Source organism: Microbacterium resistens (assembly GCF_031456305.1).
In the GTDB taxonomy this organism is placed as follows: domain Bacteria; phylum Actinomycetota; class Actinomycetes; order Actinomycetales; family Microbacteriaceae; genus Microbacterium; species Microbacterium resistens_A.
The window spans coordinates 68,191-94,816 of the sequence record NZ_JAVDUM010000015.1; the positions used below are offsets into that span (position 1 = coordinate 68,191).

Genomic DNA, 26,626 nt, shown 5'->3' on the forward strand with positions numbered 1-26,626 from the left:
TCCCCCGGCGAACCCGGAGGGGCGCCGTGGATAACGCTCATCCGCCGAGCAGGTCCCGGATGTCGTCGGCGGTGAGAGCCTGGGCGAAGAGGTCGTCGTCGTCCATCACCGCCGCGGTGAGCCGGGCCTTCCGTCGCTGCAGATCCAGCACCTTCTCCTCGATGGTCCCCGCCGCGATCATCCGGTAGACGAAGACCCGGTTGCGCTGGCCGATCCGGTGCGCCCGGTCGGCGGCCTGCGCCTCCGCCGCGGGGTTCCACCACGGGTCGAGGAGGAAGACGTAGTCGGCCTCCGTGAGGGTGAGGCCGACGCCTCCGGCCTTGAGGCTCAGGAGGAAGGCGGTGGCTTCCCCGGACCGGAAGCCGTCGACCACCGCCGCGCGATCGCGCGTCGAGCCGTCCAGGTACGCGGTGCGCACGCCCGCCGCGCGCAGGCGCTGCTCCGCGAGGCGGAGGAACGACGTGAACTGGCTGAAGACGAGAGCGCGATGTCCCTCGGCGCGCAGCTCGAGGATGTGCTCGACGAGCGCGTCCAGCTTCCGGGAGCCGATCCGCTCGTCCTCGGCGTCGATCAGCCCCGGTGCGAGGCTGAGCATGCGCAACAGGGTGAGGGAGCGGAAGACGATGAACCGGGTCCGCTCCAGATCGGGGAGCAGCCCGAGAACCTTCTGCCGCTCCCGCTGCAGCACCGCGTCGTAGACCGCACGGTGCCGGGCGCTCAGCTCGATCCGCAGCACCTGCTCCTGCCGCTCGGGGAGCTCGGGGGCGACGAGCTCCTTGGTCCGCCGGAGCACGAAGGGACGGATCCGGCGGCGCAGTCGCTCGATCCTCGCCTGCCGGTACGGCGCGCCCTCGGCGTTCTCGGGCACCTTGCCGTCCTCGATCGGCTGGATGTACTCCTCCCGGAATCGCCGGGAGGAGGCGAAGAGGCCGGGCGCGGTGAGCGAGAGGATCGCCCAGAGGTCGGCGAGGCCGTTCTCGATCGGGGTCCCCGACGCGGCGTAGACCGCGTCGGCGGTGAGCCGCACGACGGCCTGGTGCTGCCTCGTCGCAGGGTTCTTCACGTTCTGCGCCTCGTCGAGGATCACGGCGGACCAGCGCCGCTCCGCGAAGACGTCGGCGTCGAGACGGAGGATCGTGTACGACGTCAGCACGAGGTCGGCGTCGCCGATCTCGTCGGCCAGCGGCAGCGCGGAGCTCGCACGGGTCCGCCCGATGACCGCGATGCGGAGACCGGGGGCGAAGCGGGCCGCCTCCTGCGCCCAGGCGCCGAGCACGGACGTCGGCGCGACGACGAGACAGGGGTCGCCGGGCTCCGTCGCGCGGATGCGCGCGATCAGCGCCAGGAACTGCAGCGTCTTGCCGAGCCCCATGTCGTCGGCGAGGAGCCCGCCGAGCCGGTGCCGCCACAGCAGCGCCAGCCAGTCCAGTCCCTGCCGCTGGTAGGGACGCAGCTCCGCCTGGATCATCCGGGGGACCTCGACGGATGGCACACCATCCGCGGCGTCGAGGCCGAGGACGCGCTCGCGCCACTCCGTCGCGGGCCGCGCCTCGTCGGCCAGGTCCTCGAAATCGGCCCAGAGCGAGACGTGGGTGCGGTGGATGCGCGGACCCGTCTCCCATTCGCCGAGCGCCACCGCCTCGTCGATCAGCTCCCGCAGCCGGTCCAGCGCCGGGTGCCGCAGCGCGAACCAGGTGCCGTCCACCAGCAGCAGCTTCGTACGGCGCAGGCTGAGCGCGCGGAACAGCGGCTCGAAGGGGATGTTCCGGCCGGCGATGCGGACGATCACGCCGAGGTCGAACCAGTCCGCGTCCGTCGTCTCGACAGTGCTGATCGTGATCTCCGGCTCCCCGGTGAGCTCGTGATAGCGACGGGGCGTCCCGGTCACGACGACGAGGACGCCCTCCTCCTCCAGCGCCGGGGCGACGTGCGTGACGAACTCGGCCGCATCCCCGTCCTTCACGGTGCCCGACGACGCGAAGGGCGCCTCGGTCGCCCGCCGCCACGCGGCGCGGAGGTCCTCCGCCCGTTCCCGCTCGACGGCCGGCTCCCTCGCCGCCTCACCATCCTCCCCGCTGTCCTCGCCGTCCTCGCCGTCGTCGAAGGGGAACCGTCCGAGGCCCTCGTACTCCCATTCGATGCGGAAGTCCACGATGTCCCCGCTCCGGTGGACGACGGAGAGCACAGGGCGCGGAGGGGACGGCTCCGGGAGGACGAGCGTCCCCGCGACCCGCAGCTCCCCGCGCCGTCGGAGGTGGGGCAGCGCCTCCCGGACGAAGGCGGCGCGGTCCGTCTCCCGGACCGCGGCACGTCCTCCGGCGCCCATCAGCGCGCGCAGCGGCGCATCGAGCGCACGCTCGGCGACCGTCAGCTCGATCGCCGTCCCGACCACGCGATGCGCGTGGAAGCCGGTCGCGCCGATCGGGCGCACCGCTGCCCCGGAGAAGCGCGTCCCGTCGGTCTCGGCCTCGGCCGTGAGCAGGATCCCGTCACCGTCCGGCGACGTCTCGGCGACGATCCCGACCCGCGTCTGCGCCGCCCAGATCAGCGTCGTGCTCTTCTCGGTCGCCACGAACGGGATCCCGAGCTCTCCTGCTCGGCGAAGATGCGGCCAGAGCAGCGGAGACTCCACCGGATCGAGCAGGAGCCAGTCCCCCGCGGTCCCCGACAGGAGCGACTCCCGTGCGATGCTCAGCAGATCGGCGAACCACCGCGACTGGGGCACGGCGAAACGGGATCCGCGACGACGCACGCCGTCCCAGGTGGCATCGCCCTGGATCCAGGTCCCCTCGACCGAGCCCGGACGCAGCGGACGGACGCCGAGGAACAGCTCCCCGGGATCGCGGACCAGATCGCGTGCGCTCGCCGTGCGCAGCGGGCGCGCCGACCAGTGCCGCTCGTTCGCGGCATCCCTCCGGCGCAGCTCGATCCCGAGCGCGAGCGGCGTCCGCTCGGAGACGCGTTCCGGGAGGAGCGAGCGCCAGGAGGGGACCGATGCGTCGGGCACCTCGGCGCTCAGACCGCCCGCGACACCCGCGCCAGCACCCCGTGCACGAATGCGCCCGAGTCGTCGGTGGAGAACTCCTTGGCGAGCTCGACCGCCTCGTCGATCGCGACGGCCGTTGGTACCTCGTCGTTGTGCACGATCTCCCAGACGCCGATCCGCAGCAGCGCGCGGTCGACGGCGGGCATGCGCTCGAGCTTCCAGTCCCGGCTGTGCGTCGTGATGTGCTCGTCGATCTCATCGCGGTGGTCGATGATGCCGTCCACGATCTCGCGGGCGTAGAGCCAGGAGGCCTCGCGGGCCGGCTCCGCCGCCGCGCGCTTCGCCTCGGCGGCGAGGGTCACGGCGAGGTCGTCTCCGCGCACGTCGGCGGAGAACAGGATGTCGAGGGCGCGTTTGCGCGCCTTGGTCCGAGCGCTCATCTGGTCGCCTGGGGCGATCAGTCGTTGACGCGGCCGAGGTAGTCGCCCGTGCGGGTGTCCACCTTGACCCTGGTGCCGGTCTCGAGGAACAGCGGCACCTGGATCTCGTACCCGGTCTCGAGGGTGGCGGGCTTGGTGCCGGCCGAGGAGCGGTCGCCCTGGAGACCCGGCTCCGTGTAGGTCACCTCGAGCACGACGGATGCGGGCATCTCGACGTAGAGGGGGTTCCCGTTGTTGAGCGCGATCGTCACCTGCTGGTTCTCCAGGAGGAAGTGGGCAGCGTCCCCCACGGTGACGGCGCCCACGTTGATCTGGTCGTAGTCCTCGGCGTCCATGAAGACGAAGCTGTCGCCGTCCGTGTAGAGGTACGTGAAGTCGCGACGGTCGACGTTCTCGATGTCGATCTTCGCCCCGGCGTTGTACGTACGGTCGACGACCTTTCCGCTCACGACGTTCTTCAGCTTCGTGCGGACGAACGCGCCGCCCTTGCCTGGCTTGACGTGCTGGAACTCCACGACGCTCCAGAGCTGTCCGTCGATGCTGAGGACGACGCCGTTCTTGATGTCTGCGGTCGATGCCATGCGCGGGAGGTTCCGTTCGTGTGTGGTCGAGATGCTCGATGCCGACGGCGGGACGCTGATGCGTCGAGGCGGCGACAGTCGAGTCTACGGGATGAGGGCCGTGAGCCGGCGCACGGCCTCGGCGTAGCCTGCCACACCCTGACCCGCGACCCGGACCGCCGCGACGTCGGCGAGGTAGGAGAACCGCCGGAACTCCTCCCTGGCCTCGATGTCCGAGATGTGCACCTCGGCGAAGGGCAGGGCTATGCCGGTCAGCGCGTCCCGCAGCGCCACGGAGGTGTGGGTGAGGCCGCCCGGATTGACGATGATCCCCGCGCAGTCCTCCCGCGCGGCGTGGATCGCGTCGATGAGCGCCCCTTCATGGTTGCTCTGCATCGCGCGGAGGTCGTACCCCACCGCAGACGCCGCCTCCCGGGCGATGCGCTCGACGTCGGCGAGCGTCGCCGTGCCGTACACCTCCGGCTCCCTCGTGCCGAGCAGGTTGAGGTTCGGGCCGTTCAGGAGCAGGAGCAGGCGTTCGGTCACGCTCGGCACGCTACCAGCCGCCGGGCCCCGATCAGTCGCCGATCTCCTGGTAGGCGGCGAAGAGCAGCGACTCATCCGGCGCCTGGAGGACCGTCGGCTTCGCGATGTCGTCGAGGACGATGAACCGGAGCATGCTGCCCCTGCTCTTCTTGTCGCGCTGCATCGTCGCGAGCAGCTGCGGCCAGGCGCCGGCCCGGTAGGACCTGGGGAGCCCCAGGAGCTCGAGGATCGACCGGTGCCGGTTCGCCACCTCGTCCGACAGCCGTCCGGCGAGCCGTGAGAGCTCGGCGGCGTAGAGCATCCCCACCGAGATCGCCGCACCGTGCCGCCAGCGATAGCGCTCCGCGTGCTCGATCGCATGCCCCAGCGTGTGGCCGTAGTTGAGGATCTCGCGCTGTCCGGCCTCGCGGAAGTCCTCCGAGACCACCGCCGCCTTCATCCCGATCGCGAGCTCCACGGCGCGACGGAACTCGGGCGTCTCCGGGTCCACGACACGGGCGGGGTCCGCCTCGATGATGTCGAGGATCTCCGGCGCCCAGATGAACCCGGCCTTCACGACCTCGGCGAACCCGGCCGTGGCCTCGTTCTGGCTGAGGCTGCCGAGCTCGCGCAGGTCGCCGATCACCGCACGGGGAGCCCAGAACGCCCCGACCAGGTTCTTTCCCTCGGCCGTGTTGATCCCGGTCTTCCCCCCGACCGCCGCATCGACGAGGCCGAGAACGGTCGTGGGGACCTGCACGACCTGGATGCCGCGCAGCCATGTCGCCGCGACGAAACCGGCGAGGTCCGTCACCGCCCCGCCGCCGTATCCCACGACGGCATCCGTCCGGGTGAAGTCAGCCTGCCCCATCACCTGCCAGCAGAAGGCGGCGACCTCGACGCGCTTGCCCTGCTCGGCATCGGGGATCTCGGCGAGGAGCACCTCGCGGGGCCCGTTCCCCACGTCCGCGAGCAGGCGCTCCCGGAGGTCCGCCGCCCGCTCGGCGAGCGTGGGCGGGTGCACCACGAGGATCTTCCGGACCGAGGGCGCGAGCGCCGCGGACACGGAGTCGAGGATCCCGCGACCGATCGTGATGTCGTACGCGTCCCTGCCGCTCACCGGGATCGTCGTGCTCTGCTCGCTCATGCTCGTCCTCTCGTCCATGCCGCGATGCGCGAGGCGACGCGGCTCATCGGCGTGCGCGACGTGTCGAAGGTCGCGTCGGCGACCTCCTCGTACCAGTCACGGCGCTCTTCCATGATCCGTTTCCAGCGGTCCACCGGATCCTCGCCGCCGGCGAGGAGGGGACGGGCGGAGCCGGTGATCCGCGGCCCGACGGCCTCGGGGCTGACGGTGAGCAGCACGACGGGAACGCCCCGCAGCAGCTCCCTGGTCGCCGCGGAGACCACCGCCCCTCCCCCGACGGAGATCACGCCGCCGAGAGCGACCGCGTCGGAGACGGCCGCGCGCTCCCACTCCCGGAAGCGCTCCTCACCGTGCTCCGCGAAGATCTCCGGGATCGGGCCGTGATCGCGCACGATCGCCTTGTCGGTGTCTACGAAGGGGAGCTCCAGCAGCCGGGCGACCCGTCGACCGACGCTCGTCTTCCCCGCCCCCATCGGGCCGATGAGGACGAGGACCCGATCAGGCTCGCTCATCGTGCTCGATGAGCGCCGCCTCCGAGGCCGGAGCCGTGCGCAGCTCCTCGGGGATCGACGCGAGGTACCCCTCGAGGTTGCGGCGCGTCTCGGCGACGCTGTCACCGCCGAACTTCTCCAGCACGGCGCCCGCGAGCTCGACGGCGACCATCGCCTCGGCGACGACGCCCGCGGCGGGGACCGCACACACGTCCGACCGCTGATGGTGGGCGGTCGCTGCCTCCCCGGCCGCGATGTCCACGGTGCGGAGCGAGTGCGGGACGGTCGCGATCGGCTTCATCCCCGCACGGACCCGCAGGACGGTCCCGGTGGACATCCCGCCCTCGATGCCGCCGGCGCGGTCCGATCCGCGGGTGATGCCGTCCTCCGCGAGGAACAGCTCGTCGTGCGCGGCGGACCCGCGACGACGGGTCGTCTCGAAGCCGTCGCCGACCTCGACGCCCTTGATCGCCTGGATGCTCATGAGCGCCTGCGCCAGCCGCGCGTCGAGGCGGCGGTCCCAGTGCACGTGGGATCCGAGCCCGGGCGGCAGGCCGTAGGCGAGGACCTCGACGATCCCGCCGAGCGTGTCGCCGTCCTTGCGTGCGGCGTCGACCTCCGCGACCATCCGCTCCGAGGTCCCCGCGTCGAAGCAGCGCAGCGGGTCGGCGTCCAGGGCCGCGACGTCGTCCGGTCCTGGCAGGACGGATCCGTCCGGCACCTGCACCGGGCCGATCGAGAGGGTGTGGCTGACCAGGCGGATGCCGAGCTCGCCGAGGAAGGCCCGTGCGACGGCGCCGAGGGCCACGCGCGCCGCGGTCTCGCGGGCGCTCGCGCGCTCCAGGATCGGGCGGGCCTCGTCGAAGCCGTACTTCTGCATGCCCACGAGGTCGGCGTGCCCCGGACGCGGACGCGTGAGCGGCGCGCTGCGGCCCCGCGACCGCTCCGTGACCTCCACGGGCTCCGGGCTCATGACCTCCACCCACTTCGGCCATTCGGTGTTGCCGATCCTGAGGGCGATCGGGCTTCCGAGCGAGCTCCCGTGGCGGACGCCGCCGGAGATGCTCAGGGCGTCCTCCTCGAACTTCATCCGCGATCCGCGACCATAGCCGAGCTTGCGGCGCGCCAGATCGGCCTTGATCGCCTCGGAGGAGATCGGGACGCCCGCGGGCAGCCCCTCCATGACGGCGATGAGTTCGGGGCCGTGCGATTCGCCGGCGGTGAGAACGCGGAGCATTGCTCTAGTCTCCCATGAGCGCGCGGCGCATCTCGGCCACGACCGCGCCCTCCTCGGGGAGCGGCAGCGTCACATCCCCGCCGACGAAGATCCGGACCTGCAGCACGGCCTGATGCAGCAGCATCCCGAGGCCGGGGAGCGCCGGCTCATCGCTCCACCCGCGAGCGAGGGCGGACGGCCATGGCGAGTAGGCGACGTCGAACAGGGCGCCGCCGGCGACCGCGAGGCTCTCCACGGTCGCCTCGGGCGGCTCTGCCCCGCCGGGCAGCGTAGAGATCGTGAGCGCCACGGGCTCGAACCGGCCGTCGAACCGGCGGTCCTCCAGCCGTGCCCCCGCCGCCTCGGCGATCCGGCGGAGGGGTTCGACAGCCTCGGCCCGCCGGGAGACCACCTCGATCCGCTCGGCGCCGAGATCCGCGGCGGCGACGATCGCCGACGCCGCGGTCGCCCCGGCTCCGAGGATCCGCACGGATCGCGCACCCCCCAGACCGCTCTCCCGCAGCGCGAGGACCAGTCCCCCGATGTCCGTGTTCCAGGCGTGGCCTCGCCGGTCGCCGTCCAGGACGAGCGTGTTCGCGGTGCCGGTGAGCTCGGCGTGCCGGTCGCGCACGCGCGCCCAGGCGAAGGCCTCCTCCTTGAGGGGCATCGTGAGGGAGAGCCCGTGCCAGTCCGGCCCCAGCGCGTCCACCGCGGCCCGGAACGCCGACGCGCCCACCTGACGCCGCCCGTAGTCCCAGTCCAGCCCCAGCGCGCGGTATGCCGCGGCGTGCAGGGCCGGCGACCGGCTGTGGCCGATCGGATCGCCCCACACGGCGAGCCGCAGCCGGCCGTGCGGGGCGGATCCGGTCAGCATCCCGAGTCGGGATTCGCCGTGCACCACTGCCGCATCTGCTCGACGTAGCCGAGGTGCTCCTCGTACGTCGTGCTGAACTTGGTCTCGCCGGTGTCGAGGTTGACGGTGACGAAGTAGAGCCACGGCCCGTCGGCGGGGTGCATCGCCGCGTCGATCGCGGCATCGCCGGGATTCGCGATCGGCGTCGAGGGGAGCCCCTCGTGCACATAGGTGTTCCACGGGTTGTCGTCGCCCTGTGCCTCATCCGACGTGCTGGCCGAGCCCTTGTGCAGCTCGCCGTAGCCGTACTGCGCGGTGGAGTCCATCTGCAGCTTCATGTTCTGCGCCAGTCGGTTGGCGATCACGCGCGAGACCTTGAAGAAGTCGCCCTCGGCTCTCGCCTCGCGCTGGATGATCGACGCGATCGTGAGCACCCGCTGCTCATCCGCGGCCGGGACGCCGGCGTTCGCCAGCGACTGCCGTGTCCGCTCCACGAGCTTCGCGATGATGTCGGTCGGCGTGTCCTCCGGGGCGAACTCGTACAGCGCGGGGAAGAGCCACCCCTCCAGAGAGGCCCCCGCGACGCCGTAGGCGCTCGGGTCGGCGGCCGCGGCCTGGAGGTCGGCGAGCGGCATGCCCAGGCTCTCCGCGATCGTGCTCAGCGTCTTCGGCACGGTCAGCCCCTCCCGGAGCAGCACCGAGTTGGCCATCTTGTTCGCCGGATCCTGCAGCGCCTTCAGCGCGGCCGAGGCCGTCATCTTCTGCTGAAGGTGGTAGACCCCGGGGTAGAAGGTGATCGCGACGTCGTCGGCGACCAGCATGTCGTAGAACACCCGGTCGGTCTTCGTGACGCCCGCGTCGTACAGCTTCGTCGAGACGTCCGTGCCGACGTCGCCCTCGCTGATCGTCAGCAGCGCCTCACCCGTGGCCTGCCCGTCCTCGTAGTCCTTGGGCGGGCCCCAGCCGAACGCCTCGCTGATCTTCTCGCCATAGGAGTTCCAGACCCAGATCCCACCGGCGGCGATCCCGCCGAGGAGGGCGAGGACGATGATGAGGGCCACGAGACAGCCCGTGCGCCGCTTCCGACGAGGGGTGCCGTGCTCCGGCTCCGGTTCCGGTCGGAACAGATCCTCCAGGCTCGCGTGCTCCGCCGGCTCCTCGCGCGGGCTCACGACCGGCGACGATCCGGCGGCGGGAAGCGGCTCCTGCGCATCCGGCGACGGCGTGCGCCGCGGATCTGGCGCGGCGTCGGTCGTGCCGGGTTCCGAGGGAACCTGACCGGGACCGCCTGCAACGGCGCCGACAGCACCAACAGCACCGACAGAACCGACAGCTGGGAGAACACCCGCGACGGGCGACGGAGTCGGGTCCGCGTCCGACCCCGCTCCCGACACGCTCGGCGCCGACGCCGTCTCCGGAGCCTGACCGTCCCGAGCGGCGGCGCGGGCGGCGCGCCGGGAGCCCGGCGCCGGCACGTCCGGCTCCTGCTGAGGGATCTGCCGTTTCGGGTCAGGGAGATCGCTGAAGAGGTCGGACAGGGCGTCTGCTCCGGACTCGGGTGACGGTTCGGGGCGATCGGGCATTATCGGGGAGTCTCCTCGTCGAGAGTAACCAGGGTGCCGGTCGGGGTGCCGGTGCTCTTCTCGGTGTCGACCGCGTGCTGCAGCAGCACGACCGCGGCGACCTGATCCACAATGCCACGAGAACCCCGCTGAGTGCGACCGGAGGCCCGCAGCGCCTGATGCGCGCTCACCGTGCTCAGACGCTCGTCGACCAGACGGACCGGCCGCGAGGTCGCCTCCGCCAGCGTCTCCGCGAAGGCGCGCGCATCCGTCGTGGACTCGGTGTCCTCACCGCGCATGTTGATCGGGAGGCCGACGACGATCTCGATCGGCTCGTACTCGGTCGCGAGCTGTGTGAGCCGCGCGATCGAGTCGTCGTTCCGCGGCACGGTCTCGACCGGCACCGCGAGGAGGCCGTCCGGGTCGCACCGGGACACGCCGATGCGCGCCCGCCCCACGTCGATGCCGAGTCGGACGCCGCGTCGGAACACGCTCACGCTCGGCGCAGCTCCTGCTCGATCGCGGAGAACGCTGCGGGCAGGGCCGAGACATCCGATCCACCGCCCTGGGCGACGTCGTCCCGTCCGCCGCCGCCACCGCCGAGGACGCCCGCGGCGATCTTCGCCAGGGCGCCGGCCTTCGCTCCGGCGCTGCGCGCCGCCTCGTTCGCCGCGATCACGACCATCGGGCGTCCGCCGACGGCTCCGGCGATCGCCGCGACCGCAGCGCCCGCACCCAGCGCATCGCGCACGGAGAGCGCGATGTCGCGCACGTCATCCGCCGCAGACACCTCACCGAGGTCGTGCGCGACAAGCCGGAAGGAGCCGACCGTGGTCGCCGACTGCGCGATGGCGGGCGCACGGCCGGCACGCTCGGCCGCCTCGAACTGCGCGATCCGCTTCTCGGCCGCCTTCAGCTGCGCGGCGAGATCGGTGATCCTGCTCGTCAGCTGGTCGCGCGGGGTCTTCAGCGACGCGGTCAGCTGCGAGACGATCGCGCGCTCAGCGGCGAGGTCGCGGAAGGCGTTCTGGCCGACGAGCGCCTCGACCCGGCGGTTGGACGCGCCGACCGAGGACTCCCCCACCAGGTTGATGAGACCGATCTCGGCGCTGGTGCGCACATGCGTCCCTGCACAGAGCTCGCGGGACCACGGGCCGCCGATGTCCACCATCCGCACGACCTCGCCGTACTTCTCGCCGAACAGCGCCATCGCTCCGGCCGCCTTGGCCTCGTCCAGCGACATGATCCGGGTCGTCACCTCCAGGCCGTCCTGGACAGCCTGGTTCGCGATGTCCTCGATCTCGGTCCTCGTCTCCGGCGAGAGCGCCTGTCCCCAGGCGAAGTCGAAGCGCATGTACCCGGCACGGTTGAGCGAGCCCGCCTGGGTGGCGGTCGGGCCGAGCGTGTCGCGGAGGGCGGCGTGGACGAGGTGCGTGGCCGAGTGCGCCTGCCGTGCGGCGCGCCTGTTCGCGACGTCGACGACAGTGGTCGCCGCGGCGTCCACGGCCACGACTCCCTGACGGACCTCGACCGTGTGGCTGATGAGCCCGGGAACGGGACGCTGGACATCGAGCACGTCGAGCACGAAGCCGGCGCCCGTGATGGTCCCCTTGTCGGCGACCTGACCGCCGGACTCCGCGTAGAGCGTGGTCTCGGCGAGCACCACCTCGGCGACCTGCCCCTCGCCGGCGCTCGCCGCGGGCTGACCGTCGATGAGGATCCCGAGCACGGTGGACTCGGCCTCGAGCTCGTCGTAGCCGAGGAAGCCCGTCTCCCCGAGCGCGCGCATCTCACGGTAGACGGACACGTCGGCGAGCTGGCGCTTGCGGCTCTTCGCATCGGCCTTCGCGCGGGAGCGCTGCTCCTGCATGAGCGAGTCGAACGCGGTCCGATCGACGCTGAGACCTGCCTCCTCGGCGATCTCCAGGGTGAGATCGATCGGGAAGCCGTACGTGTCGTGCAGCAGGAAGGCCTCCGGTCCGCTGAGCGTCGACCCGCCGCCCTTCCGCGTCTCGTCCAGCGCGAGGTCGAGGATCGTCGATCCCTGTGCCAGGGTCCGCAGGAAAGTCTCCTCCTCGGCGAACGCGGCGGCGGAGAGCTGGTTCCAGTCCTTCTCGAGCACCGGGTAGGCGCTCTTCATCGCGTCGCGCGACGCGGAGAAGAGCTCCGGGAAGGTCGGCGCGTCGACGCCGAGCAGACGCATGGAGCGGACCGTGCGGCGCATCAGCCGGCGCAGGATGTATCCACGGCCCTCGTTCGAGGGCCGGATGCCGTCGGAGAGCAGCATCAGCGAGGAGCGCACGTGGTCGGCGATCACCCGGAACCGCACGTCGTTCTGCGCATCGGCGCCGTACTTGAGCCCCGAGAGGTCGACGGCCCGGTCGAGGACGGGGCGGACCTGATCCGTCTCGTACATGTTCTCGACGCCCTGCTTGAGGAACGCGACGCGCTCCAGGCCCATCCCGGTGTCGATGTTCTTCTGCGGGAGCTCGCCGACGATGTCGAACTCGGTCTTGCCGCGGACGTCGTCGATGAAGTCCTGCATGAAGACCAGGTTCCAGATCTCCAGGAACCGCGAGTCGTCGACGGCGGGGCCGCCGTCCCTGCCGTACGCGGGACCGCGGTCGAAGAAGATCTCGGAGTCGGGGCCGCCGGGTCCGGGCTGACCGGTGTTCCAGTAGTTGTCCGCCCGGCCCAGCCGCTGGATGCGCTCGGGGTTCAGCCCGATGACGTCGCGCCAGATCGACTCGGCCTCGTCATCGGTCTCATAGACCGTGACCCAGAGGTCCTTCTCGTCGAAGCCCAGCCCGCCGTCGCTCTCCGCCGAGGTCAGGAGCTCCCAGGCGTACCGGATCGCGCCTTCCTTGAAGTAGTCCCCGAAGGACCAGTTCCCGAGCATCTGGAAGAAGGTGCCGTGCCGTGCCGTCCGGCCGACCTCCTCGATGTCGTTCGTGCGGATGCATTTCTGGACATCGGCGATCCGCGGATGCGGCGCCGGGACCACTCCCGTGAGATACGGGATGAACGGGACCATGCCCGCCACCGTGAAGAGCAGCGTCGGGTCATCGCTGACCAGCGATGCCGAGGGGACGATCACATGGTCGTTCTTCTCGAAGTAGTCGAGGTAGCGCTGCGCGATTTCCGCGGTCTTCATGGGCGTGCGAGAGTTCCTTGCGTCGGGGACGGAGCCGGCCCGTGCCGGTCCGAGGGGATGGGCGTGGGCGGATCAGTCCTGCGACTTCTCCTGCACGCCGGTGAGCCGGGCCTCCTGCTCACGGAAGGCATCGCCGAGGATGCCGGTGAACTCGCTGATGCGAGCGTCGACCTCGGACAGGATGTCGTGGCCGCGGGGGTCCTTGTTGAGGAAGTGCGCCGCGACGAATCCGCCGATCACGCCGACCAGGAACCACAGAACGCTCTTCATGTCGTCACCTCCGCTGGGGCCGCACAGCACGGCGATTCCATCGTATGCGCAAAAGCCAGGAGGCGCCGGGTCACCCCGACGCCTCCTGGCTTGCGCTGTGCGCTGGACGTTCGAACGTCAGCGAGCGGCGTAGTACTCGACCACGAGCTGCACTTCGCAGGTCACCGGGACCTCGACGCGCTTCGGGCGACGGACGAGACGGGCCTGGAGCTTGTCGAGCTCGACCTCGAGGTAGCCCGGAACCGGGGGCAGGACCTCGGCGTGACCGCCGGCGGCTGCGACCTGGAACGGCTCGAGCGCCTCGCTCTTCGCCTTGACGTGGATGAGCTGACCCGGCTTCACGCGGAAGGACGGGCGGTCGACCAGCTGGCCGTCGACGAGGATGTGACGGTGCACGACGAGCTGGCGGGCCTGCGAGGTCGTGCGGGCGAAGCCGGCGCGGAGCACGAGCGCGTCCAGACGCATCTCGAGCAGCTCGACCAGGTTCTCACCGGTCAGGCCATCGCGACGACGGGCCTCGTCGAAGGTGTTGCGCATCTGCTTCTCACGGATGCCGTACTGCTCCCGAAGACGCTGCTTCTCCCGCAGACGGACGGCGTAGTCGCTGTCGGCCTTGCGCTTGGTGCGGCCGTGCTCGCCCGGAGCGTAGGGACGCTTCTCGAGGTAGCGGGCGGCCTTCGGGGTGAGCGGGATACCGAGGGCGCGGCTGAGACGGACCTTGCGGCGGTCCTGGGACTTCGTGACCACGAAGCGTTCCTTCCATGACGCGGCCGTGACCATCACGGCTCGCGGACGTATCTCCTCGCTCCCGCCTCGACGACGCGCACGCCGGGGCATGCCGAAGAGTGGTTCAGGGATGAGGGATGCCCGAAAACACGGTTTCGAGCCGATTCACCTTATCAGATCGGCACTGCCATCGCTCAGACCCCGGTCCTGGACCGGTCGGCGACGGACGGCGCCGTCCGGCCGGCGCGGGCGCCTCCCGGACCGCCGAGCGTGAGCCAGAGGATAGTGGCCGCGAGCAGCACGACAGCGATGCCGGTGCCGAGGACGAGATACCCCTGCGTCAGCACCCAGCCGACGCTCACCACCAGCGCCGCGGTGCATGCGATCGCCGCCCACAACGGCATCGTCCGCGCACGCTCGTTCGGCCAGAGCCGCTCGAGTCGGGGCACGATCAGGCAGAACACCGCGATCACGACGACGATCGCGAGCACCCAGGGCACCCGCGTGATCCACCACGTCACGGTGAGAGGCTGCGGGAACGGGAGCCCGAGGGCGAGCTGGACGCCCACGACGACGGCCATCGCCACGGTGTGCCATAGATAGATGACCATGCCGAACATCCCGAGGGCGCCGATCGCGACCAGTACCGGCCTCATGCGCATCGCCGCGCGGATCCCGGGCTGCAACAGGGTGAAGAGGTACACCTGCGCGAGGCCGAGCAGGAGCAGCAGCACCGTCGGCGGATTGAGGTTCGCGATCATGTCCGGGTTGTACCCCAGGACGAAGACCGCCACCGCCATGAGCCCGTACGCCGCGACGGCGAGCAGGAGCAGCAGCCAGCGCGGGCGGCGCGAGTACCACTGATCGCGCACGCCGAAGCCCAGCTGCTGCACGAACAGCCAGACGAACAGCCAGTTGAGCGGGCCGATCGGCACATGAAGGAAGCGATCGGTCAGGTCGACCGCGACCGCGAGACCGGCCAGCGTGAAGTACGTCGCCCACGCCGCGCGACGATGGAGTGCGGCCATCAGCGGCACGAACGAGGTGCAGATGGCGTAGACGGCGATGAACCAGAGGGGCTCGGCGAGCCGGAACGCGAAGGTGCGCAGGAAGTCGGGATCCACCCCGCACAGCGCGAGCACCCCCAGCGCCGTCAGGACGCCGAGCATCGCCAGCAGCACGGGACGAGCGAGCCGGAGCATGCGCGCTCTGATGTACTCGGCTGCCGTGCCGCCCGCACCGTGCAGCCGCCGCCAGGTCGTGATCCCCGCGAACCCGCCCGCGATGAAGAAGGTGGGCATGATCATGCCCACCCAGGTGATCGCCGTCAGCGGCTTCCACTCGGCCAGCGCGTTGAACGCGTGCAGCGGCTCGCCGGAGATGCCCATCTGCAACGCGTGCAGCAGCACCACCACGGGCAGGCAGATCGCACGGACGAAATCGATCGAGAGATCCCGATCAGGAGGGATCCGCGGAATCGATCTCGCCATGGCGGCTACCCTTCCCCGAGGATGCGCCGGATCCGCTCCAGACGCGCCTGCACGTCGCGCTCGCCACCGAGCGCCTTGGGCTGATAGTAGCGGCGCCCGCGCAGTTCCTCGGGAAGATACTGCTGGGGCACGATCCCCGCGTCGCTGTCGTGCGGGTAGCGATAGCCCTTGCCGTGCCCGAGCCGCTTCGCCCCCGGATAGTGCGCATCCCGGAGATGCACGGGGACACGGCCGAAGCCCCCGGCGCGCACGTCGGCGATCGCCGCGTCGATCGCCGTGTAGGCGGCGTTCGACTTCGCCGTGGTGGCGAGGTACACGGTGGCCTCGGCCAGGGGGATCCGCCCCTCGGGCATGCCGATGAACGCGACCGCGTCGGCGGCCGCCACCGCGATGACGAGCGCCTGCGGATCGGCGAGCCCGATGTCCTCGGAGGCGGAGATCACCAGGCGGCGTGCGATGAAGCGCGGGTCCTCGCCCGCCTCGATCATCCGTGCGAGGTAGTGCACCGCGGCGTCGACGTCTGATCCGCGGATCGACTTGATGAAGGCGCTGATGACGTCGTAGTGCTCGTCCCCCTGCCGGTCGTAGCGGAGCAGCGCACGGTCCACAGCCTGCGCGACGTCGTCGGCGGTGACCGCCGGCGTCGCGCCGTCCTCGACCCGCTCGGGGGCGGAGGCGACCGCGGCCGCGGCCTCGAGGCCGGTCAGCGCGCGGCGTCCGTCGCCGGAGGCGAGCCGGATGAGCGCAGCACGGGCATCGTCATCGAGCGTCACCGAGCCGTTGAAGCCGCGCGGGTCCGTGACGGCACGGTCCACGAGCACGCCGATGTCCTCATCGGTGAGAGGCTTCAGGGTCAGCAGGAGCGACCTCGACAGCAGCGGGGAGATCACGGAGAAGGACGGGTTCTCGGTCGTCGCGGCGATGAGGATCACCCAGCCGTTCTCGACACCGGGAAGGAGCGCGTCCTGCTGGGCCTTGGTGAACCGGTGGATCTCGTCGAGGAAGAGGATGGTGCTCTGTCCGTAGAGGTCGCGCTGCGTCAACGCCTCCTGCATCACCTCGCGAACATCCTTGACGCCGGCCGTGATCGCCGAGAGCTCGACGAAACGTCTGTCCGAGGAACGGGCGACGGCCTGGGCGAGCGTGGTCTTGCCCGTCCCCGGAGGCCCCCACAGGATCATCGAGACGCTGCCGGCGGCGGTGGAGGCAGGATCGGCCAGGGTGACGATCGGCGACCCCGGCCGCAGGAGGTGCTGCTGCCCGGCGACCTCGTCCAGCGAGACCGGCCGCATGCGCACGGCGAGCGGCGTCTGGCCCGAGAGGAGGGGCGCTGAGGGCGTCATCCCTCCAGGCTAGTGCGCGGCTCCGACACCGCTCGCGATAGGCTCGATCGTCACGTCGACAGGAGGATCCATGGCCGCTCGCCGCCCGACGAACGCCCGCGACCGCCGTGTGAAGGTCGAGCAGGAGCGCGCCAGGGTCCATGCCGCGCGTTCGCGCTGGCACGAGGGCGTGAACGCCCGACGCGTCCGCGACAACGTGATCGCGGCGATCGCCGGATCCGTCATCGTCGTGGGTGCGATCGTCAGCCAGGCCGTGCACGCGCAGGTCACCGCGCCCGCGCCGTCGCCGTCCCCCACGGCGGTGCCTACCGTGATGCCGAGTGAGATCCCCGGGGGCCCGGACACGACTCCGATGCCTGGCGCCACCGATGCCCCTGTCCCCTCCCCGTCCGCGACCCCCTGACGACGTCCTGGCCCGTCGCCCGGCAGGCGCCCGGATTCCCGGACCGGCGGACCGCGGACGCGCGTATTAGGCTGAGCCTTGTCCTTTCCGCCTCCCGCGGCGCAGCCGCGCAAGGAGTTCACCGTGTCTGCCGAAGAGCCCACGAACGTTCCCGTTCCCACCCCGCCGCGTCTCCCCCGCCCGCCGGCCGCGAACCGGCCGGTCCCGGCCGCCCCCGCGTCGCCGGCCGTCGCACCGGAGACGCCAGGCGCCTCGTCCTGGGGCCGCGTCGACGACGACGGCACCGTATCGGTCCGCGAGGGCGACGACTGGCGCGTCGTCGGACAGTATCCCGACGGCACGCCGGCCGAGGCCCTCTCCTACTTCACCCGCAAGTACGACGACCTCGCGTTCAAGGTGCGCACGCTGGAGCAGCGGCAGCAGAGCGGCGGTGCGACGGCCAGTGACCTGGCCAAGCAGGCCCGCCACCTGATCGACGAGGTCACGGACGCGGCGGCTGTCGGCGACATCGTCGGGCTCCGCGGTCGCCTCGATGCCCTCCTCGCCTCGCTCGCCGATGCGACCGCGGCCGAGGCGGAGGAGAACAAGGCGGCCCTGGAGCAGGCCATCGCCGATCGGACGGCACTGGTGGTGCGCGCCGAGGAGATCGCCGCGCAGGATCTCACCTCCGTCCAGTGGAAGAAGGTCACCGCCGACCTCACCGAGCTGTTCGACGCCTGGCAGCACCAGCAGCAGAACGGGCCGCGTCTCCCCAAGGGACAGGCCAACCAGCTCTGGAAGCGGTTCCGCGACGCGCGGTCCACCGTGGACCGGCAGCGCAGGGCGTTCTACGCCGAGCTCGACGAGAACCACAAGTCCGCCCGCGACGCGAAGAGCCGCCTCGTCGAGCGCGCCGAGGCGCTGGCTCCGCGTGGCGTGGACGGGATCCCCGCCTACCGCTCGCTGCTGGACGAGTGGAAGGCCGCCGGCCGGGCCGGACGCAAGGCCGACGACGCGCTGTGGGCGCGGTTCAAGGCCGCCGGAGACGCGCTGTACTCCGCTCGCGCCGAGCAGTCCGCCGCGGAGGAGGCCGAGTCCGCGCCGCGCATCGAGGCCCGTCAGGCACTCCTCGAAGACGCGAAGGCCGTCGCCGACGAGGCCAACCTCGGCAAGGCGCGTGCTCTCCTCACCCGCATCCAGCGGCAGTGGGACGAGGTCGGGCGCGTGTTCCCGCGCGACAAGGAGCGCGCCCTCGATGACCGTCTGCGCGTCATCGAGCAGGCGCTGAAGGCGCGCGAGGAGGTCGACTGGAAGCGGAACAACCCAGAGACCAAGGCTCGGGCCAGCGAAATGGGCCGACAGCTCCTCGAGGCGATCGAGAAGCTCGAGGCCGAGCGCGACGCCGCGGAACGCGCCGGCGATGCCAAGGCGGTCAAGGCCGCGAACGAGGCGCTCGACGCGCGTCGCGCCTGGCTCGACGCCCTCGGCTGAGCCCCCGCGGCGACGCCACGCCTCCTGCACAGGCGGCTTCTGTCCACAGGGCGGGGATCGATCGGTCCCCGCCCTGTGGCGTTCCCGCATGCTGGATCTCGTGCATGCGGCAGGCTTCCTTCTTCTCCCCGGCGATCGCCTCTCCCAGGCCGAGCTGTGCGCGGCTCGGCTGGACGGCGACGTCGTCGAGATCGGCGACGCCTACGCACCGGCGGACCGGGTGGAGACCGCTCATCTCCGGGCAGCTGCGATCGCCGGCCGCCGCGGGCCGCACAGCGGGCTGGCGTTCGCGGGGACGAGCGCGGCGTGGATCCACGGCGCGGGTGACGCGCCGCCCGAGCGGCACGAGCTGCAGCTCACGGAGAGGCGCCGTGTGCGTCTGGCATCTCCGCATCGCGTGCTGCTGCACGAGCGCCGGCTGCCCGCGTCCGACACCGTGGTCCTGGACGACGTGCGCGTCGCCTGCCCCGTCCGCACGCTCGTGGACCTCGCCCGATGGGCCTCACGCAGAGAGGACGCTCTCCGCTGGGCGCTCGCACTGGCCGTCGCCCGCCCGGAGCTCCTCGCAGAGGCGGGGCCCCGCATCGAGCAGTTCCGCGGGACGCCCGGTCACCGCACCGCCGAACGGCTCTTCGACCGTATGACCCGCGCCGCCCTGCGCCCTCTCGAAGCCTGTCAGGACACCCGTCAGGACGAGGTGACCCGATAGACGTCGTAGACGGCGTCGATCCGCCGGACCGCGTTGAGCACACGATCGAGGTGGACGGTGTCGCCCATCTCGAACACGAAACGGCTCAGCGCCAGGCGCTCGTTCGTCGTGGAGACCGTCGCCGAGAGGATGTTCACGTGATGCTCGCTGAGCACCCGCGTGACGTCCGAGAGCAGGCCGGCGCGATCGAGCGCCTCGACCTGGATCTGCACCAGGAAGACGCTGCGCGCGGTCGGCGCCCACTCCACCTCGACCATGCGATCCTTGTCAGCGGCCAGCGCCTTGACGTTCACGCAGTCGGACCGGTGGACCGACACGCCGCTCCCCCGCGTCACGAACCCGACGATCTCGTCCCCCGGCACCGGTGTGCAGCACTTCGCGAGCTTCACGAGGATGTCCGCGGCACCGCGGACGAGCACGCCGGAGTCGCCCTCCCGCGGGATTCGGCTCCGACCGTGAGCGGGAAGTTCGATCGCCCCGGTGCTGGTGTCCTCCTCGCTGGCGGCGACGAGCGCCGTGACCTTCTCGAGCACGGACTGAGTCGAGACGTGCCCCTCGCCCACTGCGGCGTACAGGGCCGAGACGTCCTCATAGCGAAGCTGATGAGCGACCTCGGCGAAGGAGTCCTGGCTCATCAGTCGCTGCAGCGGCAGGTTCTGCCGGCGCATGGCCCGGGCGATGGCCTCCTTGCCCTGCTCGATCGCCTCCTCGCGGCGCTCCTTCGTGAACCATCCGCGGATCTTGTTGCGCGCGCGGGTGCTCCTGACGAAGCTCAGCCAGTCCTGACTAGGCCCCGCATCGGGGTTCTTGGAGGTGAACACCTCCACGACGTCGCCGCTGTTGAGGGTGGTCTCCAACGGGACGAGGCGCCCGTTGACCTTCGCACCCATCGTCCGATGGCCGATCTCGGTGTGGACGGCATAGGCGAAGTCGACCGGTGTGGCGCCTGCGGGGAGGCCGATCACCCGTCCCTTCGGCGTGAAGACGTAGACCTCCTTCGCGCCGATCTCGAAGCGCAGGGAGTCCAAGAACTCACTGGGGTCCGCCGTCTCGGCCTGCCAGTCCGAGATGTGCGCGAGCCAGGCCATGTCGGTGTCCGAGGCACGGAGCTCGGCGCGCCCGCCGTTCATCCGCTCCTTGTACATCCAGTGCGCGGCGACGCCGTACTCCGCCTGCTGGTGCATCTCGTGCGTGCGGATCTGGATCTCGACCGTGCGCCCGTCCGGACCGATCACGGTGGTGTGCAGCGACTGGTACAGATTGAACTTCGGGGTCGCGATGTAGTCCTTGAACCGGCCGGGCAGCGGAGTCCAGCGAGCGTGGATAGCGCCGAGCACCGCGTAGCAGTCGCGCACCGTGCCGACCAGCACGCGGATGCCGATCAGGTCGTAGATGTCGTCGAACTCGCGCCCTCGCACGACCATCTTCTGGTACACGGAGTACATCTGCTTCGGGCGCCCCGCGACCTTGCCGCGGACACGGAGGTCGCGCAGGTCCGACTCGACCGCGCCGACAACCTCGCGGATGTACTTCTCCCGCTGGGGCGTGCGCTGTTTGATCAGGCTGTCGATCTCCGCATAGATCTTCGGATGCAGCACGGCGAAGGAGAGGTCCTCGAGTTCGGACTTGATCGCCTGGATACCGAGCCTGTGCGCGAGGGGCGCGTAGATCTCGAGCGTCTCCGTCGCCTTCCGCGCCGCCTTCTCCGGCGGCACGAAGCCCCAGGTCCTGGCATTGTGCAGACGGTCGGCGAGCTTGATGATCAGGACCCGGATGTCCTTGGACATCGCGACGATCATCTTGCGGACGGTCTCCGCCTGCGCGCTCTCGCCGTACTTGACCTTGTCGAGCTTGGTGACGCCGTCCACGAGCATCGCGACCTCGTCGCCGAAGGTCGCCGTCAGCTCCGTGAGCGCGTATCCGGTGTCCTCGACCGTGTCGTGCAGCAGCGCGGCCGCGATCGCGCGAGGGCCGAGGCCCAGCTCCGCGAGGATCTGCGCGACGGCGAGCGGGTGGGTGATGTACGGCTCCCCGCTCTGCCGCTTCTGGCCCTCGTGCTTCTCGGCGGCGACCGCGTAGGCGCGCTCGATGATCGCGAGGTCGCCGCGCGGATGGTTCTGCCGGACGGTGCGGACCAGGTTGTCGAGGTCGTTGATCCGGGGCGCGCGCGAGAAGATGCGCGGCACGAGGCGGCGCAGACTCGATCCCTGGACGGCGCTGGACTCGCTCATGCCGCCTCCTCCCCCGGAGTGAACATCCTACGCGCGCCGCGCACCGTCGAGGCCGCCCGCACCGCTCAGGCCTGAGCCGATGAGACGGCGCGCTCCCGCGCCTCGCGAACCCGATTGTCGTGCTCGGCGATGGGCTTCTCGTTCTCGCGGAAGAGGGAGTAGAGGGGCGCGGCGACGAACAGCGTCGAGTAGGTGGCGACCAGGATTCCGACGAAGATCGACAGCGAGATGTCCGTCAGCGTCTCGGCTCCCAGCCAGAAGGCGCCGATGAACAGGATCGCACCGACCGGCAGCGCCGCGACGACCGAGGTGTTGATCGATCGGACCAGGGTCTGGTTGACCGCGAGGTTCACCGACTCCCCGAAGGTTCTGGCGGAGCGTTCGCCCTCCTCCGTCGTGTTCTCCCGCACCTTGTCGAAGACGACGGTGGTGTCGTACAGGGAATACGCCAGGATCGTGAGGAATCCGATCACCGCGGCCGGCGAGATCTCGAAGCCGCACAGCGCATAGACGCCGACCGTGATCACCAGCACGTCGAGCAGGCCGATGATCGCCGCCGCCGACATCTTCCAGGTGCGGAAGTAGATGGCGAGGATCAGGAACGTGAGCGCGAGGAAGATCGCCAGCCCCCAGAGGGACTGCCGCGTCACGCTCTCGCCCCAGCTGGGTCCGATGAACGACGGGCTCACGGCCTCGGCGTCCACCTTGTACGCGGAGGCGAGCGCCTCGGCGACCGCGCGGGTCTCCTTGTCGGTCATCTGGTCGGTCTGCACGCGGACGTCACGACCGCCGACCGTCGTCACCTTCGCCGCGGCCCCCGGGACGACCGACCGAACGGCGTCGGTCGCGATCCCCTGATCGGTGCTGGCGGGCGACTCGACCGTGAACTGCGATCCGCCCGTGAATTCGATCGAGAACTGGATCGGCCGGAACAAAGGCACCAGCGCCGAGCCGACGACGAGCGCGATGGCGATGATGAACCACAGCCGCCTCCGCCCGACGAACGGGAAGGAGGTCTTGCCGGAGTACAGGTCGTTGCCGAACTGGTTCATGGAGCGCATCAGGCGTCGCCTCCTGTCCCGGTCGAACCGGATCTGTCGGTCACGGACTCGGCGCGCTTGCGCTCGGCGATGGTCTGTCGGCGCTCGGCCTCACCGCGCGAACGGCCGGCGCGCGCGGCCTTCCCGGTGCTGACGGCCGCGACCTGCCGGAACTGGGTGCGCGTGCGGTACACGGCGCCGAGCGACTCGGGGTCCAAGCCGGAAAGCTTGTGCCCCTCACCGAAGAAGCGGGTGCGTGCCAGCAGCTGCATGACCGGATGGGTGAAGATCACGAAGATGAACACGTCGATGAGCGTGGTGAGGCCCAGCGTGAACGCGAAGCCCTTCACGGTGGCGTCGGCGAGGATGTACAGCACGACGGCCGCGAGGATGTTGATCGACTTCGAGATGTAGATCGTCCGCTTCGCGCGGCTCCAGCCGTCCTCCACGGCTCCGGTGATGGACTTGCCGTCACGGAGCTCGTCTCGGATCCTCTCGAAGTACACGATGAACGAGTCCGCGGTGAACCCGATGGACACGATGAGGCCGGCCACGCCCGCGAGCGAGAGCCGGAAGCCCATCCGCCACGCGAGGATGCACACGATCACGTAGGTCAGGACCGCCATCACCGCGATCGATGCGATGATCACGAACCCGAGGGCGCGATAGCTGAACAGGGAGTAGATCGCGACGAGGCCGAGACCGATGAGGCCGGCGATGAGCCCGATCTGGAGCTGCTGCGATCCGAGGGTCGCCGAGATCGTGTCGGAGCTCTCGACCGCGAAGCTGAGCGGGAGCGCGCCGTAGCGGAGCTGATCGGCGAGGGTCTTGGACGTCTCCTGCGTGAAGGTCCCGCTGATGCTCGGCTTGCCGTCGAGGATGATGCCGTTCATCGACGGGGCGGAGATGACCGATCCGTCGAGCACGAAGGCGAACTGGTCGCGCGGGCTGAGGTTCTGCCCCTTGTAGGCGAACAGCCGCTTACTGACCTCGCCGAAGGCCTTGGTCCCGGTGTCGTCGAAGCTGAGGTTGACCGTCCATTTGCCGGAGTCCTGCTCGCGCCCGTTGGTGGCGTTGGTGATCGACGTGCCGTCCAGCTCGACCGGGCCCAGCAGGTACTTGACCTGCCCCTCCGGGTCGCAGGCGATCAGCGGCTCATTGGAAGGGGCGCCCGCGGGGTTGCGCTGAGCGGTCGCGCAGTCGTAGGCGAGGAACTCGGCCTGGAGCTTCGGGGTGGCCCACGCGAGATCGCTGCCGTCGGTCGGCGACGGGGACGGGGTCGAAGCGAGGGACGGATCGGGCGACGGGTACGGCGTCTCCTTGCCATCGTCACCGACGAACGTCGTCGCGGGCGAGGTCGCCGCGAGCACGGCGCGCAGCTCGAGCTTCGCGCTGGCCTCGATCCGGTTCCTGGTCTCCTCGTCCGCCTTGCCGGGGATCTGCACGACGATGTTGCGGCCGCCCTCGGTGGTGATGTCGGCCTCGCCGACACCGGAGGCGTCCACGCGCTGGCTGATGATCGCCCTCGCCTGGTCGAGCTGCTCCTGCGTCGGGTTCGAGCCGTCCTCCGTCTGCGCGCTCAGGACGATCTGCGTCCCGCCCTGCAGGTCGAGGGCGAGCTCCGGCGTCCACGAGCTCTTGTCGAACACGTAGACGCCGAGGGCGTTGATTCCGAACAGCACACCGGTCACGGCGAGCAGGCCGATGAGGACCCGCCATGCGTGCTTGACGGGAGAGGATGAGGCCACGAAGGATCAGGGCTTTCTGTCGAGCGGGAGGGAGCGTGTTACTTGTTGCCGTCGGCGTCGCGCTCGAGGCGGGCGCGCGTCTCCTCCGCGGACTCGATCTTCGCGTCGGACGTCGCATCCTTCGGGGCCGGGGTCTCCGTCGCCGCGGGCGAGGTCACCGCGGGCGAGGAGAGCTCGCGCTCGTCGAGCGGCGTGTGGCTCTCGTCGAGCGGGACATGGGTCTCGTCGACGGACGGGGTCGGCTCGTCGGTGACGATGCGCAGGATCGCCTGCGAGTGCACCTCGATGACGACGCCGGGAGCGATCTCGACCTGAGCGGGCTGGTCCAGGTTCTCGGGGTCGAACTCGACGATCGTGCCGTAGAGGCCGCCCTGGAGGAGCACGCGGGCGCCCGGAACGGTCTGCTTCGCCTTGTCCTCCTGCTCCTGCTTCATGCGCTGCGTGCGACGACGGGTGCTGAAGATCATGAAGACGAGGAGGATCGCCAGGACGAAGAAGAGACCGTACTGGGAGATGAAGGTGCCGAAGTCCATACGGGCTGTGCCTTTCGACGACATGCGCGCACCAGCGACGGCGGGCATGGGGAGGGGTGGGAAGTTCTCAGCGATTATAGGTCATCGAACAATGCGGCACCCTCGGACCGGGCGATCCCGAGATGCGCGTACGCCTCGGGCATCGCGATCCGGCCGCGCGGGGTTCGCCCCATGAAGCCGATGCGCACGAGGTAGGGCTCCACGACGCTCTCCACCGTGTCCGCCTCCTCCCCGACCGACACGGCCAGCGTGCCGAGGCCCACGGGGCCTCCGCGGAAGCGGCGGACCAGGGCGTCCAGGACCGCGCGGTCGAGCCTGTCCAGACCGATCGGGTCGACGTCGTAGAGCTCCAGCGCGGCGCGCACGTCGGCGATCGAGGCCGAGGTGCCGGCGCCGTGCACGAGAGCGTAGTCGCGGACGCGGCGCAGCAGCCGGTTCGCGATCCGGGGCGTCCCCCGCGAACGGCGGGCGATCTCCTCCCGCGCGATCTCCGGGAGGTCCACCCCTAGGAAGGCGGTCGAGCGCGCGACGACCTGCTCCAGCTCGTGCGACTCGTAGTACTCCAGATGCGCGGTGAACCCGAACCTGTCGCGCAGCGGGTTGGGCAGCAGGCCGGAGCGGGTCGTCGCCCCGACCAGCGTGAACGGCGAGAGCTCCAGCGGGATGCTCGTGGCGCCTGCGCCCTTGCCCACCATGATGTCGATCCGGAAGTCCTCCATCGCCAGATAGAGCATCTCCTCGGCGGAGCGCGCCATCCGATGGATCTCGTCGATGAAGAGGACCTCGCCCGGTGTGAGGCTGGACAGCAGGGCCGCGAGGTCGCCGGCGTGCTGGATGGCAGGGCCGCTGGACAGCCGCAGCGGACGACCGCTCTCATGGGCCACGATCATCGCGAGCGTCGTCTTGCCGAGGCCGGGCGGGCCGGAGAGCAGGATGTGGTCCGCCGGACGATCCTGGATGCGCGCGGCCTCCAGGAGGAGCTTCATCTGACCGCGGACCTTCTGCTGCCCGACGAACTCGTCGAGGCTCGTCGGGCGGAGCGCGCCGTCGAGGACCCTCTCGACCTCGTCGATCGCCTCTCCGGCGTCGGGGAACTCAGCCACGGGCGCTCCCCTGGCCCGCGGCCTGCGCGGGGCCCAGCGTTGCCAGCGTCCGCCGCAGCAGGAGCGAGACCGATGCGCGCTCCGTCTCGCTGGCCTCGGCGGCGCTGCGCTCGGCGGCCTCCGCGGCGACCCGCTCCGACCACCCGAGACCCACCAGCGCGGCGACGAGCTGCGAGACGGTCTCGGTGGAGAGGTCGGCCGCGGCGACAGGAGCCGCGGAAGGGGCCTTGAGCTTGCCTGCGAGCTGGACCACGATGAGCTTCGCCGTCTTCGGCCCGATCCCGGAGACCCGCCGGAAGGGGGCGTCGTCATCGGCGGCCACCGCTGCCGCGATCTGATCGACGGAGAGGTGCGAGAGCACGCCCAGAGCCGACTTCGGCCCGACGCCGGTCACGCTCAGGAGGTGCCCGAAGACCTCCAGCTCCTCAGGGGCGGCGAAGCCGAACAGGGACAGCGCGTCCTCCCGCACGATCAGCGAGGTGTGCAGACGGAGCTGCTCGCCCAGGTGCGCCGTGTGCGCGACGTCGGCGGGGACCGCCACCGTGAAGCCCACTCCCCCCACCTCGACGATGATCGAGTCGGCGCTCGCCGACAGCACGGTGCCGCGCAGGGAGGAGATCATGCCT

The 26,626-nt window shown here is 70.6% G+C and carries 24 protein-coding genes; 3 read left to right on the plus strand and 21 right to left on the minus strand.

The window, feature by feature from the left end:
- Window positions 1-37 precede the first annotated feature (37 nt).
- The 15 genes from J2Y69_RS15695 to J2Y69_RS15765 form a co-directional block, all read right to left on the minus strand.
- Window positions 38-3,007, minus strand: coding sequence for a DEAD/DEAH box helicase (locus J2Y69_RS15695; RefSeq protein WP_310022472.1), 2,970 nt, complete (start codon window positions 3,005-3,007; stop codon window positions 38-40).
- A gap of 8 nt (window positions 3,008-3,015) precedes the next feature.
- Window positions 3,016-3,426 (minus strand): transcription antitermination factor NusB, encoded by a 411-nt coding sequence (gene nusB / locus J2Y69_RS15700; protein WP_310022474.1) that lies wholly within the window; start codon window positions 3,424-3,426, stop codon window positions 3,016-3,018.
- 17 nt (window positions 3,427-3,443) lie between these two features.
- Window positions 3,444-4,007, minus strand: a complete 564-nt coding sequence (gene efp / locus J2Y69_RS15705) for an elongation factor P (protein WP_310022476.1) — start codon at window positions 4,005-4,007, stop codon at window positions 3,444-3,446.
- An 84-nt stretch (window positions 4,008-4,091) separates the two neighbouring features.
- Window positions 4,092-4,532: a type II 3-dehydroquinate dehydratase gene (gene aroQ / locus J2Y69_RS15710; RefSeq protein ID WP_310022479.1), complete on the minus strand. Its 441-nt coding sequence runs from the start codon at window positions 4,530-4,532 to the stop codon at window positions 4,092-4,094.
- A 31-nt stretch (window positions 4,533-4,563) separates the two neighbouring features.
- Entirely contained in the window at window positions 4,564-5,658 is a 1,095-nt protein-coding gene (aroB, locus tag J2Y69_RS15715; RefSeq protein WP_310022481.1) for a 3-dehydroquinate synthase, read from the minus strand.
- On the minus strand, window positions 5,655-6,170 hold the full coding sequence (locus J2Y69_RS15720) for a shikimate kinase (protein WP_310022484.1): 516 nt from the start codon (window positions 6,168-6,170) through the stop codon (window positions 5,655-5,657). The genes aroB and J2Y69_RS15720 overlap by 4 nt, the downstream gene beginning before the upstream one ends.
- Window positions 6,157-7,386, minus strand: a complete 1,230-nt coding sequence (aroC, locus tag J2Y69_RS15725) for a chorismate synthase (RefSeq protein WP_310022486.1) — start codon at window positions 7,384-7,386, stop codon at window positions 6,157-6,159. The genes J2Y69_RS15720 and aroC overlap by 14 nt, the downstream gene beginning before the upstream one ends.
- Window positions 7,387-7,390: 4 nt before the next feature.
- Window positions 7,391-8,239 (minus strand): shikimate dehydrogenase family protein, encoded by an 849-nt coding sequence (locus J2Y69_RS15730; protein ID WP_310022488.1) that lies wholly within the window; start codon window positions 8,237-8,239, stop codon window positions 7,391-7,393.
- Complete coding sequence (gene mltG, locus J2Y69_RS15735; RefSeq protein ID WP_310022490.1) at window positions 8,233-9,390, minus strand: endolytic transglycosylase MltG; 1,158 nt, start codon at window positions 9,388-9,390, stop codon at window positions 8,233-8,235. The genes J2Y69_RS15730 and mltG overlap by 7 nt, the downstream gene beginning before the upstream one ends.
- A 410-nt stretch (window positions 9,391-9,800) precedes the next feature.
- Complete coding sequence (gene ruvX, locus J2Y69_RS15740) at window positions 9,801-10,277, minus strand: Holliday junction resolvase RuvX (protein WP_310022493.1); 477 nt, start codon at window positions 10,275-10,277, stop codon at window positions 9,801-9,803.
- Window positions 10,274-12,934, minus strand: coding sequence for an alanine--tRNA ligase (gene alaS / locus J2Y69_RS15745; RefSeq protein ID WP_310022495.1), 2,661 nt, complete (start codon window positions 12,932-12,934; stop codon window positions 10,274-10,276). Before alaS ends, ruvX begins: the two co-directional genes overlap by 4 nt.
- 72 nt (window positions 12,935-13,006) lie before the next feature.
- Complete coding sequence (locus J2Y69_RS15750) at window positions 13,007-13,204, minus strand: hypothetical protein (RefSeq protein ID WP_310022497.1); 198 nt, start codon at window positions 13,202-13,204, stop codon at window positions 13,007-13,009.
- Between the two features lie 117 nt (window positions 13,205-13,321).
- A complete protein-coding gene (rpsD, locus tag J2Y69_RS15755) occupies window positions 13,322-13,951 on the minus strand; it encodes a 30S ribosomal protein S4 (RefSeq protein WP_310022499.1) in 630 nt (209 codons plus the stop codon).
- Window positions 13,952-14,124: 173 nt separating this feature from the next.
- Window positions 14,125-15,420, minus strand: a complete 1,296-nt coding sequence (locus J2Y69_RS15760; protein WP_310022502.1) for an acyltransferase family protein — start codon at window positions 15,418-15,420, stop codon at window positions 14,125-14,127.
- Window positions 15,421-15,425: 5 nt separating this feature from the next.
- Window positions 15,426-16,763, minus strand: coding sequence for a replication-associated recombination protein A (locus tag J2Y69_RS15765; RefSeq protein WP_310022504.1), 1,338 nt, complete (start codon window positions 16,761-16,763; stop codon window positions 15,426-15,428).
- Between the two features lie 70 nt (window positions 16,764-16,833).
- Here J2Y69_RS15765 and J2Y69_RS15770 point away from each other — a divergent pair, with 70 nt between their 5' ends.
- The 3 genes from J2Y69_RS15770 to J2Y69_RS15780 all read left to right on the plus strand — a co-directional run bounded on the left by J2Y69_RS15770 (window position 16,834) and on the right by J2Y69_RS15780 (window position 19,345).
- Window positions 16,834-17,166, plus strand: a complete 333-nt coding sequence (locus J2Y69_RS15770; RefSeq protein ID WP_310022506.1) for a hypothetical protein — start codon at window positions 16,834-16,836, stop codon at window positions 17,164-17,166.
- Window positions 17,167-17,289: 123 nt separating this feature from the next.
- A complete protein-coding gene (locus J2Y69_RS15775) occupies window positions 17,290-18,636 on the plus strand; it encodes a DUF349 domain-containing protein (RefSeq protein ID WP_310022508.1) in 1,347 nt (448 codons plus the stop codon).
- Window positions 18,637-18,724: 88 nt separating this feature from the next.
- Window positions 18,725-19,345: a type IV toxin-antitoxin system AbiEi family antitoxin gene (locus J2Y69_RS15780; RefSeq protein ID WP_310022510.1), complete on the plus strand. Its 621-nt coding sequence runs from the start codon at window positions 18,725-18,727 to the stop codon at window positions 19,343-19,345.
- Here the strand turns inward: J2Y69_RS15780 and J2Y69_RS15785 are convergent.
- The 6 genes from J2Y69_RS15785 to ruvA form a co-directional block, all read right to left on the minus strand.
- Window positions 19,324-21,576 carry a RelA/SpoT family protein gene (locus J2Y69_RS15785; RefSeq protein ID WP_310022512.1) on the minus strand — a complete coding sequence of 751 codons (2,253 nt, stop codon included), beginning with the start codon at window positions 21,574-21,576 and terminating at the stop codon, window positions 19,324-19,326. The two genes, J2Y69_RS15780 and J2Y69_RS15785, sit on opposite strands and share 22 nt — an antisense overlap.
- Window positions 21,577-21,641: 65 nt before the next feature.
- Window positions 21,642-22,637 (minus strand): protein translocase subunit SecF, encoded by a 996-nt coding sequence (secF, locus tag J2Y69_RS15790; RefSeq protein ID WP_310022514.1) that lies wholly within the window; start codon window positions 22,635-22,637, stop codon window positions 21,642-21,644.
- Window positions 22,637-24,364, minus strand: a complete 1,728-nt coding sequence (secD, locus tag J2Y69_RS15795) for a protein translocase subunit SecD (protein WP_310022515.1) — start codon at window positions 24,362-24,364, stop codon at window positions 22,637-22,639. Before secD ends, secF begins: the two co-directional genes overlap by 1 nt.
- A gap of 38 nt (window positions 24,365-24,402) precedes the next feature.
- A complete protein-coding gene (locus J2Y69_RS15800) occupies window positions 24,403-24,897 on the minus strand; it encodes a preprotein translocase subunit YajC (protein WP_310022517.1) in 495 nt (164 codons plus the stop codon).
- 74 nt (window positions 24,898-24,971) lie between these two features.
- A complete protein-coding gene (ruvB, locus tag J2Y69_RS15805) occupies window positions 24,972-26,000 on the minus strand; it encodes a Holliday junction branch migration DNA helicase RuvB (protein WP_310022519.1) in 1,029 nt (342 codons plus the stop codon).
- Window positions 25,993-26,622 carry a Holliday junction branch migration protein RuvA gene (gene ruvA, locus J2Y69_RS15810; RefSeq protein ID WP_310022522.1) on the minus strand — a complete coding sequence of 210 codons (630 nt, stop codon included), beginning with the start codon at window positions 26,620-26,622 and terminating at the stop codon, window positions 25,993-25,995. Before ruvA ends, ruvB begins: the two co-directional genes overlap by 8 nt.
- Window positions 26,623-26,626 lie beyond the last annotated feature (4 nt).